Origin of the sequence: Streptomyces sp. NPDC006208 (assembly GCF_040613775.1) — a bacterium.
GTDB lineage: Bacteria > Actinomycetota > Actinomycetes > Streptomycetales > Streptomycetaceae > Streptomyces.
In genome coordinates, this window is the sequence record NZ_JBEXSW010000021.1 from 108,712 (window position 1) to 124,987 (window position 16,276).

A 16,276-nucleotide genomic window follows, 5' to 3' on the forward strand; every position below is an offset into this window, starting at 1 on the left:
CACCGGGTTGTCAGTTCGCGGTTCGCACGATGACTTTGCCGTTGTCGCTGCGGGCGGAGACGATGTGCGCGCTGCTGTCGTCGGTCGGCACGTCCACATCGATGTCGCCGTTGTCGCTCTTCGCGGAAACTGCGTACGGCGCGCCGGCGCCGGGCAGCTCGATCAGGATCTCGCCGTTGTCACTGGCACTCTCCACCCGGTCGGGCACGGCCGTGAGCCCGAGACGTACGGATCCGTTGTCCGACGTCGCGACGACGCGCTTGGCGGTCACACCCTCGGTGACGACCTCGCCGTTGTCACTGTCCAGCTCGAGCGGCCCACTGGAGTCCGTGATCCTCACCGTTCCGTTGTCCGACCGGATCCTCAGTGCGGTGTCGAACCCGCTCGCGGTCACGCTCCCGTTGTCGTCGTTCACGTTCACGGCGACCCCGCGGGGCACCTTCACCGTGTGCCGCGACGCACAGTCACTGGAGATGCCGTCGCAGTCGACCCGGAGGGTGAGGGTCCCGTCCTTCATCTTCCAGGTCGCCTCCGGTCCGCCCCCGAAGACGGCCCACCCGTCGATCTGCCGGGCGACCTGCACGTCCTTGACGTCGGCGGGGACGAGAGTGATGGCCGAATCATCGGAGTCGATGGTCAGCGTCTCCCCACTGAACGCGAACGACTTCCGCTCCACGGGGGCATCATCGGCATCGGCGCGCCCGCACCCGGTGACCCCGAACGCGACGACGCCGAGGAGCCCGGCGGCGAGAAGGGCGCGGGTGCCGTGATGTTGTGTGGCCATGGTGATCATTCCCCCAGCGGATTCGGTGATGCCTCGAGGCTAGGGGCACACCCTGACCGGATGGATGCGGCGGCCCACCGAGTCCGGGGTGGGGCTATCCCCCGTACCAGCACCGGCCGGGGAAGGGGTTTGCGGCCGGGTGGTGTGCGGCATGTAGGCTGTTGCTTCATCCACGGGTGCGTAGCTCAGGGGTAGAGCGCTGCTCTTACAAAGCAGATGTCGGCGGTTCGAAACCGTCCGCGCCCACCAGTAGGAAGCACGACAAAGGCCCAGGTCACCGGTACTGAACCGGGAGCCTGGGCCTTCCTCGTTCCTCAGCCACGGGGGCGGATGATGGGCGTCGTGCCAGATTCGTGCCAGATCGAGTCCACGACGAGTCCACATCACCCGTCCCGATCTTGGGCCTTCCTGATCTGACGGTCGACGTGGTCGGCGATGGCATGGTCACGGCCGTTCACCAGGTGCTGGTAGATCAGCGCGGCCCGCACTGAGGAGTGCCCCATTCGCTGCATCAGTTCACGCGTCGTGGCACCGCCGGTCGCGGCGAGGGTGTTCCCTGTGTGGCGAAGATCGTGGAAGTGCACGTCCCCCAGGCCGGTCGCCTTCAGCGCACGCAACCACAGGCGACGGAAGTTGTTCCGGCGCAGCTGCCCGCCCCGTGCCCCGGTGAACACCAGCCCGGTACGACCCGACTCGGCGTACGCGGCGAGATGGGCGGACAGGTCTGACGTCAGCGAGGCCGGGAAAGCCACGGTACGCACGCCGGCCGCGCTCTTGGGCCCCTTGACCACGATGCCGTCCGACCTTGTCTCGGCCAGAGCACGCCGCACGGCGACAGTTCGCCGTTCGAGGTCGATGTCATGGCGCTGGAGGCCGGCCAACTCCCCAAAACGGAGCCCGGTGAAGGCAGCCAGGAGGATGAACACCCGGAAGCGGGGCGGGACGGCGGCGGCAAGCTGAAAGACCTCGGAGACGTCGAGAAACGGGCGCTCCGCTGTCTTGGCCGCTCCCGCACCCTTGATCCGGCATGGGTTCCGCTGGATCACCTCGTCGTCCACCGCGGTGTTCATGATGGCTCGGAGGATCTGATACGCCTTGGCGACCGTCGGCTCACCGACACCGGACTCGAGCAACCCGGCACGCCAGCGGCGGATCTGCGGCGTCGTGATCTCACTCAGCACCACGTTCTCGAACGTCGGCAGGATGTGGAGCCGCAGCGCGCTGCCGTTGCGTTCGCGGGTTGTCGCCGCGTAGTCGCGCTCTTTGAACCAGGCGTCGGCGTACACGCCGAAGAGAACCTTGTCGTCCGGGTTCTTCCATCGGCCGTCGAGGATCTCCGCTTCCTTGCGGACGAGCCACCGGTTGGCATCGGTCTGCGACGGGAACGTCTCGGGTGCCGATCGCAGCAGTCCGTCCGGGGCCTGGTAGCGAGCCTGAAATCGTCCTGAGGGCAGTTTGCGCACAGCACCGAAGCGCCGCCGCTTTCCCTTGTTGTTCGCCATCAGGCCACCGCGCCAAAGGGTCGGCGATCGACGACGATCGGCTGCACCGTGTGGGCATTCACGAAGCTCGCCAACGCGCTTTCAGGGATGCGCACATGCCGCCCGACTCGCACGAAGACGATGCGGCGCTCGGCTATGAGTCGTCGAGGGAACCTCTCGGTGGTGCCCAAGAACTCGGCAGCCTGGCCCACGGTCAGCAGACGGTCTTTCATGCTGGCGCTCCTTCCTGTGCTCGTTGGTCTTGCATGGCTTCTCTGGCGGTTTCTCTGTTGATGCGGATGTCTTCGGCGATGGAGGCGGCGAGGGCGAATTCGCCGGGTGTAGACCGTGGCCGGCGTAGCGCCAGTCGGCGAGGACGAGCGTGGTGTCGGGCTCGGGCAGGCCGAGGGTTCGGCGTTGTTCTTCGGCGCGGTAGTCGGCACGGACTTGACGCCGCTCGCCGAAGGTGGAGGAGTAGCGGCGGGACTTGGTGAGGAAGTGGCCGCGGAAGCCGAGCATGTGCGCCCAGGCCCACAGCTTCCGGTCCGGGTAGAGGGCATCGAGGTCCCAGCAGGCGCGGATGAGGCGGCGTGCGTGGTCGGGTACGCGGTGCTGGTCGAGTTCCGCGAGTTCGCCGATGCGGCGGTCGAGCGTGCCGGTGGCCTCGGCTGCTTTGGTGGCGTACTTGGCGACGTACGCGGCAACCTTCTGTTCGGTGATGTCATCCGAGTCGAAGGCCGTGATGGGCTGGACGTCGAGCTTCTTGCCCCAGGACAGCGTGCGCGCGGGCTGGTTTTCCGCGGCGGGCACTTTCGCAGTGACGTAGGGGTGAGCGGCTGCGGTCTCGATGCATCGCGTCAGGAGTTCGGTGGTGGCCCAGCGCGGCGGCAGGCTGCCCGGCCCGTCGGGTCCGTCGATGCGGATGACGGCGTGGAAGTGGATCGCTCCGCGCTTTTGGAACTCGGCCACCTTGTTGAACGACAGCCGGGCGGATTCCTTGAACGCCTTCTGCGTGAGGCCAGCTCTCGCGGCGAGTTCGCGGCGGAGCCGGTTGATGAACCGGTGCCACAGCTCGCCCGCGTGGTTGTTGAACAGCACTGCGCCCGCGTAGTCGTACGTCTCTGGGTCGAGGGCCGTGCCGAGGGCGGGGTCGTCCTCATGGTGGCGGGTGCCGCAGCGGCAGCGTCCGGTGTCGGGCCGGTTGTGTACGCGGCCGAACGATGGGGCGGTGAGGGTGGTGAAGACGCGGGGGCGTTCGCGGACCGTGGTGGGGATGTTCATGGCTTCGTCGCCGGCCAGGCCCGCCCGGACGAGGCGGTAGGCGTCTCCGGCGTAGAGGTAGGCGCAGGGCTGGCATCGGGAGGCGCGGCGGTTGCCGCAGGCGATACGGAGCCGGCCGCCGGGTTCGTCCTGGGTGGAGTAGGTGTGCAGGACCTGGCCGGTGGTCTTGTCGCGGGTGAGGGACCAGCCGGTGAGGTGGATGGGCTGGGAGCATCCGCCGGTCTTCTTGATCTGGTCTTGCCAGCGGTCGAAGTCGGGGGCCGAGGCCACCCTGAGCAGGTCGCCCAGGGTGGTCGGATCGAGCGTGTCAGCCACGGGCCGCCTCCATCGCGTCGGCGAGGAGAGGTGCGGTGAGCAGGCCGGGCGGCGGGGTCCACAGACCACGGGCACCGGGCCAGGACAGCGGCGTCCGGAGCGGGGTGACTTGGGTCAGTCGCCAGTGGTAGCGGCCGCGGGCGGACCAGAGGGTGCACCAGCCGTCATCGGTGTGGCAGTCCTCGAGGCGGGCGACGGCGACGATCGCGCCCCGGGGGAAGGGGCGGCGCAGGAACGGCCGTGCCAGCGGGGCATCGTGGGCGTTCGGGTCGAGGGTGCGGCCGGCGTGGATGAGGACCAGGCCGCGGTGGTCGGTGGGCCAGGTGCGGTTCTCGATCCGCTTGGTGCCGTAGGCGATGGCGCTCGCCCAGGGCTGCCACACGGTCAGCGCCAGGACCTCGGGCGCGGGGACCAGTTCAGGAATCTGGGGCATCAGAGGACCTCCAGGAGGGCGGAGGCGATCCACTGGGCGACGTTGGCGGGTACGGCGTTTCCGGCCTGCTTGGTCTGCTCGCCTCCGTGGCCGAGGACGGTGTAGTCGTCAGTGAAGCGCCGGGCGCGCAGGTGCTCGCGGGCGGACAGCATGCGGAAGTAGCAGTCCTCCACATCAATCGGCTGGGGGGTGCTGTCCGTGCCGAGGACTAAGCCGGCCGATTCGCGGGTGGCGATGGTGTGCAGCGGTACCGCGGTGGTGGTCGGGCCGCCCCTGCGGTAGGGGATGACCAGCCCGTGGTGATTTCCCCCGGCGGTGATCGCGGCCAGCGGGTCACCGACGCTCCGGGTGGTGGAGCCGCCGCCGCGGTGCTCGGTGATGAACGGGCCGGGCACCAAGAGGGCTTCGCTCTCGCGAGTGGTGCGGGTCCGCATCGGCACGGTGACGGCGGCAGCGTCGGTGTTCCAACTGCCACCGGTGGGGACGAGCAGGGGCGGGATGGCGATTGCGTCGCCGATCCGCACGGTGCGGGTGGGCAGCGGCGCCGCCGAGGCGGGGAAGGCACGGCCGTCGCCCTGGTCGGCGTGGTTGACCGTGACCACGGACGGCACCCGGTGCTTGTCCAGCCCGAGACGGATCTTGCGCAGGGTCGAGGCGGCGAGGGGCTTCATGCCCCGGGTGGGGCGGTCGCCGATCCGGATTCCGGGGTCGGTCCAGTTGATCGCACCGGCTGCGGGGCGTACGTACGGTTCGACGATCTGGTGGCGGCAGCCGGTGTTGGGGCAGCGGAAGTCGTACTGCTGCCGGTATTTGCCGATCTTCCGTCCGTTGCGCCAGGACTGGACGGCGAGGACGTCTTGTTCGCAGCCGGTGCACCAGGCGGGCGGGCGGACGTCGAGGTTCGGTGCGCGAAGCTCTCGGCGGGTGAAGACGATGAAGATGCGGTCCCGCCACTGCGGGGCGTGGGGGTTGTCGGCGGCGCCGATGTGGGCGGCGGTGACGGACACGATCTGGTGGCGGAAGCCGAGGATTTCCCAGGCGTGCAGCCACCAGGAGAACAGCGGCCAGGCGGTGGCGAACCGGGGGACGTTCTCGCACACGACGGCGTCGAAGTTGTGGACCTCGGCAGCGCGCAGGATGTCGTAGGCGGTGGCCCGGGTGCGCTCCCAGGCGGCGTCCTGGATGGGTCCTTCTTCCAGCAGGTCCAGCTGTCCCGGTGTGGGCGGGGGCTTGGGGCGGCTGATGCCATCAGCGGGGCTGCCCTCGGTGCAGATCGGGGAACCGACCAGGACGCGGGCCTTGGGCAGGCGCCGCATGTCGTAGTGGTCCAGGTCCACGCAGAGGTGTTCTGCCTCGGGGAAGTTGGCGGCGTGCGTTTCGACCGCGCGGGACCAGTGATTGGCGCCGAGGACGACGTCGAAGCCGGCCCGGCGGAACCCGTCGGAGTCCCCACCGGCACCGCAGAACAGATGGATCGACGTCGGGCGGGAAGTGGCGGAACGGCGCATCATCGGCCTGCCTCCCGCCCGGAGGAGGTGACACCGAGCCGGCCGACAGCCGAGCGACCGGTGGTGACCAGCCAGGTCGGGGCGGTGCCGGTGCCGTGGCAGGCCGGGCAGTGCGCGGTGATGGTGCGCAACTGTCCGGCGCGGTCGCGTCCGCCCAGGGTGATGGCGACGGACGGGAAGCCGTCGCAGTTCGGGCAGATCCGGGCAGCACGATTCGTGTGGTCGGGCATCATGGGAGTTCCTTCCGGTTTGCGTGATCGGGTAGGGGCTTGGCCGTCCGGGCGGCGGATACTTGGCGGTAGAGGCCGTCCGGAGGGCCGGTCACTTGCTGGGCTTTTTGGGGACCTTGACGGCGAGGGTGATCAGTCCGCCTCCGCCGATCAGCGTCGGCACGGCTGCCTTGACCGCGACGGCCGTGGTCGCGGCGACCTGCATGAGGGAGAGCACGGCGACGGTGGTGAGGTAGACCAGGCCGCTGATGCCGACGGTGGCTGCGAGGATCAGGAGCACCGGGCCGGTCCAGGAGCGGGGCGTGGTGTGGACGATGACCACGGACCGCGGGTCGGTGCCGGGGGGAATCAGGTCGGCCGGGACGTGTCCGGCGCGAAGTTGTGCATCGGGGCGTATCACGGTGGTTCTCCCTTTCGGATCAGGTCACTTGCCGGATTCGTTGATGACGTCGACACCGGTCTGGGTGCCGGACTCGATGGCGGGGCCGATGAACGTGTCGGCGAGGAGGAAGCCGCCGAGGAGGAGCACGACGATCAGCCAGGTCGGCGGGCGGAGCATCTTGATCCCGAAGTAGCCGACGAGAGCGACCACGGCGATCAGGGGCAGTTGAACGTTCACAGCCGGTCAGTCCTTTCCGGTGAGCTGGAGGGCGAGGGCATCGGCCATCGGGCCGGGTACGCCGAGGCGGGTGCGCAGGGTGTCGGCGTCGATGGGAGTGCCGGTAGCCGTGTGGTGCGTCTCGGCGACCTTGTGGGCGTGAGCCAGCAGCGCGGGAGGCACCGACACAGCCGGGGGCAGGGCCGGAACCGGAGCAGCTTCTCGAGCCGGGACGGGAACGCTCTGCTCGCGGGTGACAGCAACGTCCGGCGCCGAATCGGAATCCAGGACGGGAGCCGCCGAGGGCTCTGCAGGAGCCGAAGATGTCGGCGTGTGGACGAGGAGGGTGCCGCCGAGGAACGCGAGCGCGGGCCAGCCGGCCACCAGGATGCGCAGCCAGTCCGGGACGTTGTTCAGGTCGAGCAGTCCCGCGGTGGCGACGTTCGCGCCGAGTGATGCGGCAAGGGCGACGGCGAACCAGGTCCATGCCGCGCGGGTTGGGCTGCCATCGGCGCGGAGGATGCGCAGGCGTCGCCATGCAGCGACCAACAGCAGATCCACCGAGACGGGATAAGCCCAGGCTTTCCAGCCGTCCTGTCCGGCAGCTTGGGCGATGTCGTGCAGGTGGGCGAAGGACAGGGCACCGGCGATCACAGCCTGTACGAGCACGGCATCCGGGCGCACCTTGCGGGTCACGGGTCTTCACCTCCTTGGGAGTTGGGGCCGGGGCCGGGCGGGGCTCATAGGTCTGCCGCCCGGTCCCAGCGGGGGATCTACTCGGGGGCGTGGCCGGTGCCGAAGCAGGTCAGGCAGAGGGCTTCCTGCCGGTCGCTGCTCTCGCGCTTGCCGCGGGGGCCGACCTTGAAGGACTCCGAGACTTGACCGGTGGTGCAGTCCGGACACGGCTTGGGCTTGGGCTTGGTGGTTCGGCGGGTGGTGCGCTTCGCAGGAGTCACGGGGTGTTCTCCTTTCGGGCATGGGAGGGGTAGGGGCCTGGCGCGAGAGCGGTCACGCCGGCCGGTGCAGGGCAGGGTGGATCAGACGGTTTCCACGGCCCGGTCCCAGCCTTCGGCGGGAGTCGTGGGCTGCGGCCGGTAGGCGTCCAGTGCCGGGATCTGCGGGGTCAGGTGCGCGAACTCGCGGCACACCGTGGCGACTTCGCCGAGCGTCGTCCTCGGGGTGCGGATACGGGTCCAGCCGCCGGAGGAGTCGCCGGCGATCGCCGTTCCGGCCCGTTCGGGGGCGATGGCGGTAGCGGCGGCGACGGCGAGTTCGTTGACGTCGCCGAGGCCCATCTCCGCGGTCTGCTTGTCGTTGCAGCGGTGCACCACACGGCCGGTGAGCTGGGCCCGCAGAGCGGTTGCGCCCTTACCGAGTTCCGCGCCGAAGCGCTGCCCGCATACCTCGAGGTAGATACCGACCGCACGGGCCAGCTGGGCGAGGCGAACGAGCTGGGTAACCATGCGGTCCCGGCGGGCAGTGTCGGCCTTGGAGGTGATCAGGAACAGTTCAGCGATCTCATCGATCAGCACCACGATCGGGGTCGGGCGCAGGTGCCGGGGCAGACCCCAGATATCCGAGGTGATGTCCTCCAGCGGCGTGCCAGGCGTGATGCCCTGGTGCAGGCACAGCAGGTCGAACCGCTCCTCCATCTCCGCTACAAGCGCGTCCAGCAGCCCGTCTGCCTGATCCGGGGTGATGGCCAGTGCCGTGAGGCGCGGGGCGAACGGGGACTGTTCCACACCCCGCTTGCAGTCGATGCCCACCATGGCGACGTCCAGCGGCGCGAGCCCTTTGATCAGGCAGCGTTGGAACATCGACTTCCCCGACTTGTTCGCGCCCAGGGTCAGGCCATGCGGGATGTCCTGGTAGTCACGGACGAACGGCCGGCCGTCCTCCCGCAGAGCCACCGTCACCGACAGCGGACCCACAGCGAGCCGACGCGGCATCCGCACCCGATCCAGGACATCGAAGCCGGTCAGCCGCAACTCCACGACACCGGGCTTCAGCTCGGCCACGTGCACCGAATAGACACCCCAGGCGTGCCGCAGCCGTTCGGCAGACTTGACCACATCCTCCGGAGCAAGCCCGGCAGCCAGCCGCAGGCGGATACAGAGCCCTGTTGTCGTGGGGCGTATCCCGCGAACCTTCGGGATGCCGGGGCGAGCCACCGTGTCGCCGGCCGACAGCTTCTTGGCGAACACCTTCCACCACGGCGGAGCAACCGTCAGCTGACAGGCTTCCATCGTCGCCCGGTAGGAGGAGAACACCCGGTACAAGGCGGCCGGAAGACCGACCAGCGCCCAGTACACGGCCGGAGCTTTGACCCGGGCCACCAGAAGCAGAACGGCCACTATCACCGCCAGCGCTAAGAGCGTTCCTCCGCTCATGGCCGATCAGGCCTTGCCGTCGGGTGCGGCCGGAACCTGCGCGGCCATCACGGCGGTCGCCTTGAAGCTGATGCCGTGTCCGAAGTCGTTCTCCCACGGGGTGGCGGCCAGGCCGGGCAGAGCCACCGGCATGCCGGGGATCAGATCCGGCTGCACACCGTCCTCGGTCACCACGACGGTCACCGCGTCCGGCCGGCCATCCACGACGACGGCCACGTTCACGTTGAACAGCGTCTTGCCCTGCTTGTCGATCGCGATCTCACCGGTCTCCCGGTTCTTGAGCTTCTTCTCCGGAGCCTGGATCAACATCACGGTCATGGCCTCGGTCTTCACGGGGATCCTGCGCATCGCTTGTCTCCTGTGGCTGCGGTTGGTTGAACCCGCCGTATCGGGCGGTGAGATCAGGAGACCGCAGGAGGTGATGGACACATCACGGCCCGTCTGGACGCTTAGGGACGTCTGAGGTACCGTCAAAACGTCCTTGACGTCCCGGAGATGGCGGTGCGCGATGGCGAATGAACGGCTGAGGGCAACGATTTCGGCGAAGGGCGAGACCGTCCAGTCGGTTGCAATGCATGTGGGAGTGGACCCGAAGAGCGTGGAGCGCTGGATCACGACGGACCGCACACCGCACCGCGGGCACCGCTGGAAGGCATCGAGCTTCCTTGGTGTGGACGAGATCTATCTCTGGCCGTCGGTCACCAAGCAGGCTGAGACGGCGAGCACTTCGGAGCTGGTGACGTACTACCCGCACCGTGGCGCAGTGCCGGCCACCCTCTGGTCATCGCTCATCGAGCAGGCCACGAGCCACGTGGAGATCCTGGTATACGCCGGTCTCTTCCTGTTCGACAGTCACCCGGACTTGCCGGATCAGCTAGCGGACAAGGCCGGAGCGGGGGCGCAGGTCCGGATACTCCTCGGGGACCCGGACTCTGAGATGGTCCACCAGCGAGGGGAAGAGGAGGGCATTGGCGACGACCTTGCCGCCCGCGCTCGGATCACCCGTCGGTACCTCGAACCAGCCACTAAGACACCGGGCGTCGAAATCCGGCTTCACGACACGATCCTCTACAACTCGATCTACCGGTTCGACGACGACATCCTGGTGAACCCTCACGTCCTCGGCGCCCCGGCGGGACAGAACCCGGTGCTGCACTTCCGATACATCCCGGGAGCGCGGACATTCCGCCACTACATGAAGAGCTTTGACTACGCGTGGGACCTCGGCACGCCGTCGTAGGCAGGCCAGCGGTCATGCGACGCTGGAGCCATGGCCCGCATCGACTACTTCAACGACCCGAAGGCCCCCAAGGCGAACAGCATCGTCCCGTCCGTCACGGCTGTGGCGCTCAACGAGTCCGGCGAAGTGCTGCTGATCCACAAGACCGACAACGACCTGTGGGCACTGCCCGGCGGCGGAGTCGACGTCGGCGAGTCGGTCGCGGACGCCGCAGCACGCGAGACGAAAGAAGAGACCGGATTCGACATCGAGGTGACCGGACTGGTCGGCCTCTACACGAACCCAGCTCACGTCATGGCGTACGACGATGGCGAGGTACGGCAACAGTTCTCGATCTGCTTCACGGCCAAGATCACCGGAGGGGAATCGCGCACGAGCAGCGAGAGCAAGGAAGTCGCGTTTGTACGGCCAGACCGACTCGATGAGCTCAACATCCACCCATCGATGCGAATGCGGATCGACCGCGGATTGTCCGGCGAGGTCGATCCCTACATCGGCTGATCGCCGAGCCGGGACAGAGTCCGTGTGACAGCGGCCCCGAGATAGGGTCTCGCCTTGCTGATCGCCGTATGCACCACGCTGCCGGGTTCGTAGCGCAGGAGGATTTCGTCCATGCGTCGGTCGAAGTCGAATCGCTGGCCGGCGGGACCTGTGGTCATGTCAGCGAAGATCAGTGCGTCCAAGAGCGGAGAGTCCTCACGCTCGTACACGGCGAGCTCAACCGTGAGCCCACGTTGCTCAGCCTCGTACACCGCGCCGGAGTGGTGGGCGACGAGCCGCACCAGGCGGTCAGGAGCGCCGAGGGACGCTAGATACCGGGCACCGTCGAGCGGATGGAACCCAGTTTCGCGCAACTCTGGCGCGTACCCGATGTCATGGAGCCAGGCGGCAGCGACGAGGAGATCCCGCTCGCTCTCGGGCAGCACGCGCGATGCTTCGGCCGCCCGTGCGGCGACAGCCTGAGTGTGAAGCCATCGGTTCCCGAGGGGTGGCAACAATGACTCGGCCAGATCGGCCGCTCCTTGAGGCGTGTCCAGGCTGGTAGGCATGACTGGCACCGTAGCCCAGCTCAGCCGCAGTCCAACAGTCCGATCTCGCGCACTCCCCTGGCCGGAGCGTTGCGTTGCGTCAAGCCTGTACCCACGCCTTGCAGTATCGCGCAACCCGACCACCGCCAAAGGCAGGGGGCGCGCACGCAGCGAGGCTCCGCCCCAAGAAATCGTACGGCGGACCCAAAGTGGCTGCACCCGTGGTGCGCCGACGCTACATTTACAACGCCGCATTCTGCGAGGAAAGTTGCCTTTTGGCGTACTGCGGCCTGGTCACGCGGAGGGGGCGGCATGACCTCGTTGTCCATTGAGAGCTATGCGGCGATCGGTGGTCTCGTACTCGGGGCCGGTCTGAAGCCCGCTGTCGCGTTGGTGCGGGAGCGTTGGCGTGAGTTTGGGCGTAGACGCCAGTCTTCTGCAACCGGCTCGGTACGCGCTGTGGGCGGCCGTGCGTATGCGAACGGCGGCGCCATCGCAATGGGGGTGGGGGGGAATACGGTCCTCACGCACACTGTGTATACCCCACGCGGTCCGCTGTCCCGGACACAACTACTAGAGCTACTCGAGCTTGTGCGCTCCTTGTCGGAGCAGGGAGTTCTTCCTGGTGGGAAGCGCTCCGAGGAGGAACTGGCGCACTTGACGGCACTCATCGATCGGCACTACAGCCAAGAAGTCGATGATGAAGCTTCGCCACTCGCCGACGTCGGGCGGCATTTTGACGTGGAGTCATCAGGGTCGGTACCCCCAGATCTGCTCGAGATCACGGAGAACCAGGACACAGGGCGGGCCGTGAGGCACCTTGCCGTCGGATTTGACGAATTGTTCCGGGCGTTGGGCCCACCCCCTGATGGACTCGCCGAACTCGAACCGACCGGAAGTGGAGACGGGGGAACGGAACGATGACGCAAGAGACTGGGACCCCGTCCAGTCAGCCGAGTGGCCTCGAGATTGCCATGCAGTGGGCAGAACTTCCGGCTGAGCACCTTCAGGTGGCGCTGAGTGCTCTGGAGCCCCAGCTCAAGCGTGATCACGAATTGCGCATCACCCAGGATCAGCGTGATCACGAGTTGCGCATGGAGCAGGAACGGTCCGCGCGAGAGCTTCGGCTCGAGCAAACGCGCTTGGCTGCCGAAGAAGCCACTGCACGACGTGCCCACACGCTGTACCTGACAGGGCTGATCGCAGGATTCGTCGTGTCCGTCGGAATGCTCACTGGCGCAGTCATCGTCGGTATGAACGACCAGCCGTGGCTCGCCGCCATGCTGTCGGGTCCCAGTCTGCTGGCCCTAGCAACCCTGTTCGTGCTCCGTCGTAGCGACAGCGCAACGAGTCAATCGGTCGCCCGGGCACAGCGCTCGGCTCTCAACGCAGCGCAGCCTCCGGCTACCCCCGCAGTTGCCCCGGCCGATCCGGGGGCGGCTGGAGGCATCTGATCGAGCTGCCCTGTGCTGGCTCGGCCCAGCCCGTGGGCGGCAGCAACGGAGCTGGGGAACACGGCGACGGGGACGGAGCAGGCACGGTCAAGGGCAAGTATCTGGCCAGAACGCCATGGCTTCAGCGCGGTGTCCATCTCGCTGGACGGTGACTTGACGCGTGCCCCGGTCGAAGAAGACCACGGGCACTTTGTTCGGGAGAGTCACGTAGAGCTGATCATGTTCTTATCGCCTCCACACACCTCACGCGAGCTTCCACCACCTCGCCATGGTCCCGCAGATATGGCAACGGCCGATGCACACGGCCGCAAGACCGCACTCGCGGACAGACTTTCCCTACATCATCAAGGCTCGCTGCGCTCGCTGCCCGACCTGGGGGCCGCCGCCGACCAGCCGCACGAGACCAGTTCTGTCCCATGCTCGCCATGAGCCCGAGTGGCCCCAGAAGAGCTCAACGACATCAGCGCACCAGGCCCGGGTGATGAGGCGGACGCTCGGGAGAACACCACATTTGACGCATCGAGCGTCTGCTTTCCCGGCCTCCTGAACTGCGGTAGCAGTCTGATGCAGAGATCAGAGGGTGCCGCGCACAGCGCGGCGGCGCCGGCCGGACGCCGCCGCGCTTGCCCCTCCATGTCTTCGCCACCGGGGCCGCACGTCGTCGCCCGCCCGCGCCCACAAGGGGGCGAAAGGAACCAGGCCGGGGGTGGGGACGGACGGCTCCACGGCTTTACCCACCTCCCCGATCCGGGACCCGCGTCGAGCAAGAACAGGGGGCCACTCGGACACATTGCGGGCAGGGGACAAGCCTGCCCGAGCAGCCGGAAAGCGTACGGCCCCCTGATCATGCACGACCCCAAACCGGGCAGGACACCGACCAAAGCCCCTCCGCCGACCGTGATGTTAGGCGGGTGGTGGGCGCACTCCAACGTCAAATCCCGTAGTCGGCTCCTCCCAAAGCTGGGACACTTCCGGGACTACCTACAGTTTGGCGAGAAAGGACAGCCACTTGCCGAGCCGAATGCAGAAGACCGATCAACTGGTTACTGAGTTTCTGAGCAGGGCCGACGAGGAAGAACCCAAAGTGAGCAGTGCCGTGCGAACGGCAGCAAGACTTGCACGCTTGCGCAACGACTGGGCGAACCTTCTGTGGCTTGAGCAGGAGCAGGTTGGCGCCGCCGACAAGGAGGCCCTAGCTGATATCAAGCGGCAACTCGCTCCGCATTTTACTGTCGAGCAATGGAAGAAGGAGTGGGCAACATGCAGTGAACTGTATGTTGCCGAAAGGAAGGTTCGCCTGTTCGCAGGAGATTCTCTGGGTGAAAAATACGACTCCATGCTGGCGGAATCAGTCGAAGAAATCGAAGTTCGCGTGGAAAGCCTCGGAGACCAGATCAAAGCCTCAACGCCCCCGCCGGGGCTTGCTCCTGTTGACCTGTATTTTAAGGATCAAGAGTATGCGAAGCTTCGAACCGTGCTCTTGGCCCACAAGTCAGACGCCCAGAAAGTTCTCTCACGAATCAGAAGGCGAGTCTTCAATTACTTCCATTTCGTCGAGAGAGAAATCTTGCTCGGCCAGGTGAGCTCAGACATCTTTATGAGGAACCGTGCGTATGTCGACGCACGCTTGAAAACGATAGCGCCATCCGCTCTAGAGCAATTTGCTGCAGCTTATGAGCGATCGGAAGCGGGATCCAGTGAGGCCCTGAGTCATGCCCTCACCTCATGCAGGCGAATCCTTAAGTCGGTGGCCGACGCGCTATATCCCGCCTCGAAGGAGCCCGTCCTCTGCCTGGATGGCAAGACTCGTGTATTGAATAACGAGATGTACATGAACCGCCTTTGTCAATTTGCGGCGGGCCGGAGTAGAGGGACGAGTGTGAAGCTCGTCATCGAGGAAGTCGAGCAATTGTCTCGCCTGCTAAAGAGGTTGAATGAGCTGGCAAGTAAAGGGGTTCATGACGATGTTTCACAAGCCGAAGTCGAGCAATGCGTGATTCAGACCTATCTAGTAGTCGGTGACCTACTTCGACTGGAAGATGGGGAATCGGCAATTTCGGTCGAACCGGAGAACCGCTAATTCCTGGATTCCGACATTTCAGTCTGCGGGATTGGGTGAGAACCCTCGTAATTAAGGCATCACTGGACCGGCGGACTGTATACGCCGCAGCGTGCGTTTGACCAACCACCTAGAGCGCTCTTGAGGTGATTGTAAATATGCTGGTCAAACGGCACTCTATCCTTGGGTACGTTGGCGTAGCTTCCCCATTCGGTTAACTCGTCATCGGTTGCGTGATGAATGCAGTAGTTGAATCGGTCGTACAGAGGCGGGTCGTTGAAAAGGAACCAGAAATACGGGAACTGATCGGCAACGCTTCCTGTCAGCGCGCGAGCATCCTCCGTTCCTGCCTGACTGATGTATTTTGTCGGTGCATTTTCAATTAGTCCTGCAGCCTCCTCTATGAGGCCGGCTACGACGTAGCAGGTATAGAGGGCGGCAAGCAAGTTCGCCACCTCCGAGTACGGCTGCCTAATTCCGACGCTTGTGCCCCCCATGTGATAGTTGTCGCGATCGTGAAGACTGCGAGCAGCGTTGTGGGTTGGGTGTAGAAATTGCCCCAGAAATGTGTAATGCGCTTCAATTCGTGCGATCGTCGCCGCATCCACCAGTTCGTTCAACTCTAGACACTGCAGAAGTGCCTCATAGGAGAGGTAGTGCCTATAGCTCAGCTTCGCCTCGTCTCGGTGGCCCTGTAGGGCTGCAATCGTTTCCGGTTCATGCTTGTAGTACTGAAAGTAATCCTCATTGTCGAGACGCATTACGTCAGGGCGAAATTCCTGAAAATGGAAGTAGTGGATCGGAACAATAAATCCAGGATCCTCTCGGTCCTTGAGGCCTTCGAACACATACATTAGATGCCGCGTTGCGCGTCGATATTTCCGAACTTCGAGATAGCTAACTTCACCTTCGCTCTGCCTGATTCGGAGCTGTTCTTGCTCTTCTGCCAGGCGAGCCTTGAACTGGCCTGACGTCAAAGATGTGAGGTCTTGTAGTCGAAAGAATTTCGTTCCCCGGCATATGAGCATAAACAGCAGGTAGTGCTCCAGTAGAGACCGGTTTAGGCCGAGTGCATCAGAAGTCTTTCGATTATCTGCGAGTATTAGACAGCTCTCGGCTGTTTCAATACGAAAGTTGAGAAAATCGAGAATGTCATCGTACATGCCTTGTTGGACTTCACCTACGGAGATTTTGCTACCCCACTCGCCATATTCGGTGATCATGGCACGGGTGAGTCTATTAACCCGATCGGTTTCGGCGCCCAAGACACCTACTTCGCCGTTGCTTTTGTTCACGCTTCATCCCTTCTCGAATCAGGTGATTGAAAACTCTACCGGCAAGGCTGTACGTAGGGTGCGCAGTTGTGGAAAGCAGGTGGGACCGGCAGGTCGAACGCCTTCGGCAGGCCTGCAAGGCAGTGATCGTCAGTCTCTGACGTGGCCATGACTGTCCTTGGACGAGTACGCGTGCCCTTG

The 16,276-nt window shown here is 65.4% G+C and carries 18 protein-coding genes, 1 tRNA gene and 1 pseudogene; 5 read left to right on the forward strand and 15 right to left on the reverse strand.

Features of this window, described 5'->3' with window-relative positions:
• Window positions 1-10 precede the first annotated feature (10 nt).
• Entirely contained in the window at window positions 11-793 is a 783-nt protein-coding gene (locus ABZ208_RS19070; protein ID WP_356910612.1) for a DUF4097 family beta strand repeat-containing protein, read from the reverse strand.
• A gap of 165 nt (window positions 794-958) precedes the next feature.
• Between ABZ208_RS19070 and ABZ208_RS19075 the strand changes: the two genes are divergently transcribed.
• Window positions 959-1,033, forward strand: a tRNA-Val gene (locus tag ABZ208_RS19075).
• 134 nt (window positions 1,034-1,167) lie between these two features.
• Here the strand turns inward: ABZ208_RS19075 and ABZ208_RS19080 are convergent.
• The 12 genes and pseudogenes from ABZ208_RS19080 to ABZ208_RS19135 form a co-directional block, all read right to left on the reverse strand.
• Window positions 1,168-2,286, reverse strand: coding sequence for a tyrosine-type recombinase/integrase (locus ABZ208_RS19080; protein WP_356910613.1), 1,119 nt, complete (start codon window positions 2,284-2,286; stop codon window positions 1,168-1,170).
• Complete coding sequence (locus ABZ208_RS19085; protein WP_356910614.1) at window positions 2,286-2,498, reverse strand: excisionase family DNA-binding protein; 213 nt, start codon at window positions 2,496-2,498, stop codon at window positions 2,286-2,288. Before ABZ208_RS19085 ends, ABZ208_RS19080 begins: the two co-directional genes overlap by 1 nt.
• A pseudogene (gene repSA, locus ABZ208_RS19090) lies at window positions 2,495-3,861 on the reverse strand (replication initiator protein RepSA). Before repSA ends, ABZ208_RS19085 begins: the two are co-directional and overlap by 4 nt.
• The gene (locus ABZ208_RS19095; protein ID WP_356910615.1) at window positions 3,854-4,294 is read right to left on the reverse strand and encodes an ASCH domain-containing protein; all 441 of its coding nucleotides are present in this window, start codon (window positions 4,292-4,294) and stop codon (window positions 3,854-3,856) included. The pseudogene repSA and the gene ABZ208_RS19095 overlap by 8 nt, the downstream one beginning before the upstream one ends.
• The gene (locus ABZ208_RS19100) at window positions 4,294-5,805 is read right to left on the reverse strand and encodes a DNA cytosine methyltransferase (protein WP_356910616.1); all 1,512 of its coding nucleotides are present in this window, start codon (window positions 5,803-5,805) and stop codon (window positions 4,294-4,296) included. Before ABZ208_RS19100 ends, ABZ208_RS19095 begins: the two co-directional genes overlap by 1 nt.
• Window positions 5,802-6,032: a hypothetical protein gene (locus tag ABZ208_RS19105; RefSeq protein ID WP_356910652.1), complete on the reverse strand. Its 231-nt coding sequence runs from the start codon at window positions 6,030-6,032 to the stop codon at window positions 5,802-5,804. The genes ABZ208_RS19100 and ABZ208_RS19105 overlap by 4 nt, the downstream gene beginning before the upstream one ends.
• 91 nt (window positions 6,033-6,123) lie before the next feature.
• A complete protein-coding gene (locus tag ABZ208_RS19110) occupies window positions 6,124-6,432 on the reverse strand; it encodes a hypothetical protein (protein ID WP_356910617.1) in 309 nt (102 codons plus the stop codon).
• A gap of 24 nt (window positions 6,433-6,456) precedes the next feature.
• The gene (locus ABZ208_RS19115) at window positions 6,457-6,651 is read right to left on the reverse strand and encodes a hypothetical protein (RefSeq protein ID WP_356910618.1); all 195 of its coding nucleotides are present in this window, start codon (window positions 6,649-6,651) and stop codon (window positions 6,457-6,459) included.
• Between the two features lie 6 nt (window positions 6,652-6,657).
• Window positions 6,658-7,326, reverse strand: coding sequence for a DUF2637 domain-containing protein (locus ABZ208_RS19120; protein WP_356910619.1), 669 nt, complete (start codon window positions 7,324-7,326; stop codon window positions 6,658-6,660).
• A gap of 77 nt (window positions 7,327-7,403) precedes the next feature.
• Entirely contained in the window at window positions 7,404-7,586 is a 183-nt protein-coding gene (locus ABZ208_RS19125; protein ID WP_356910620.1) for a hypothetical protein, read from the reverse strand.
• An 81-nt stretch (window positions 7,587-7,667) separates the two neighbouring features.
• Window positions 7,668-9,020 carry an FtsK/SpoIIIE domain-containing protein gene (locus ABZ208_RS19130; protein WP_356910621.1) on the reverse strand — a complete coding sequence of 451 codons (1,353 nt, stop codon included), beginning with the start codon at window positions 9,018-9,020 and terminating at the stop codon, window positions 7,668-7,670.
• 6 nt (window positions 9,021-9,026) lie between these two features.
• Window positions 9,027-9,368 (reverse strand): hypothetical protein, encoded by a 342-nt coding sequence (locus tag ABZ208_RS19135; RefSeq protein ID WP_356910622.1) that lies wholly within the window; start codon window positions 9,366-9,368, stop codon window positions 9,027-9,029.
• 160 nt (window positions 9,369-9,528) lie between these two features.
• Between ABZ208_RS19135 and ABZ208_RS19140 the strand changes: the two genes are divergently transcribed.
• Together ABZ208_RS19140 and ABZ208_RS19145 are read left to right on the forward strand one after the other, a co-directional pair.
• Entirely contained in the window at window positions 9,529-10,260 is a 732-nt protein-coding gene (locus ABZ208_RS19140; protein ID WP_356910623.1) for an XRE family transcriptional regulator, read from the forward strand.
• A 30-nt stretch (window positions 10,261-10,290) separates the two neighbouring features.
• Window positions 10,291-10,761 (forward strand): NUDIX domain-containing protein, encoded by a 471-nt coding sequence (locus ABZ208_RS19145; protein WP_356910624.1) that lies wholly within the window; start codon window positions 10,291-10,293, stop codon window positions 10,759-10,761.
• Here the strand turns inward: ABZ208_RS19145 and ABZ208_RS19150 are convergent.
• Complete coding sequence (locus tag ABZ208_RS19150) at window positions 10,749-11,309, reverse strand: HD domain-containing protein (protein ID WP_356910625.1); 561 nt, start codon at window positions 11,307-11,309, stop codon at window positions 10,749-10,751. The two genes, ABZ208_RS19145 and ABZ208_RS19150, sit on opposite strands and share 13 nt — an antisense overlap.
• An 899-nt stretch (window positions 11,310-12,208) precedes the next feature.
• On the opposite strand from ABZ208_RS19150, the gene ABZ208_RS19155 reads away from it, so the two are divergent.
• Both ABZ208_RS19155 and ABZ208_RS19160 read left to right on the forward strand, forming a co-directional pair.
• On the forward strand, window positions 12,209-12,742 hold the full coding sequence (locus ABZ208_RS19155; protein WP_356910627.1) for a hypothetical protein: 534 nt from the start codon (window positions 12,209-12,211) through the stop codon (window positions 12,740-12,742).
• Between the two features lie 1,021 nt (window positions 12,743-13,763).
• Window positions 13,764-14,822 carry a hypothetical protein gene (locus ABZ208_RS19160; protein ID WP_356910628.1) on the forward strand — a complete coding sequence of 353 codons (1,059 nt, stop codon included), beginning with the start codon at window positions 13,764-13,766 and terminating at the stop codon, window positions 14,820-14,822.
• 59 nt (window positions 14,823-14,881) lie between these two features.
• Here the strand turns inward: ABZ208_RS19160 and ABZ208_RS19165 are convergent, their stop codons facing one another.
• Entirely contained in the window at window positions 14,882-16,096 is a 1,215-nt protein-coding gene (locus ABZ208_RS19165) for a hypothetical protein (RefSeq protein ID WP_356910629.1), read from the reverse strand.
• Window positions 16,097-16,276: the final 180 nt, after the last annotated feature.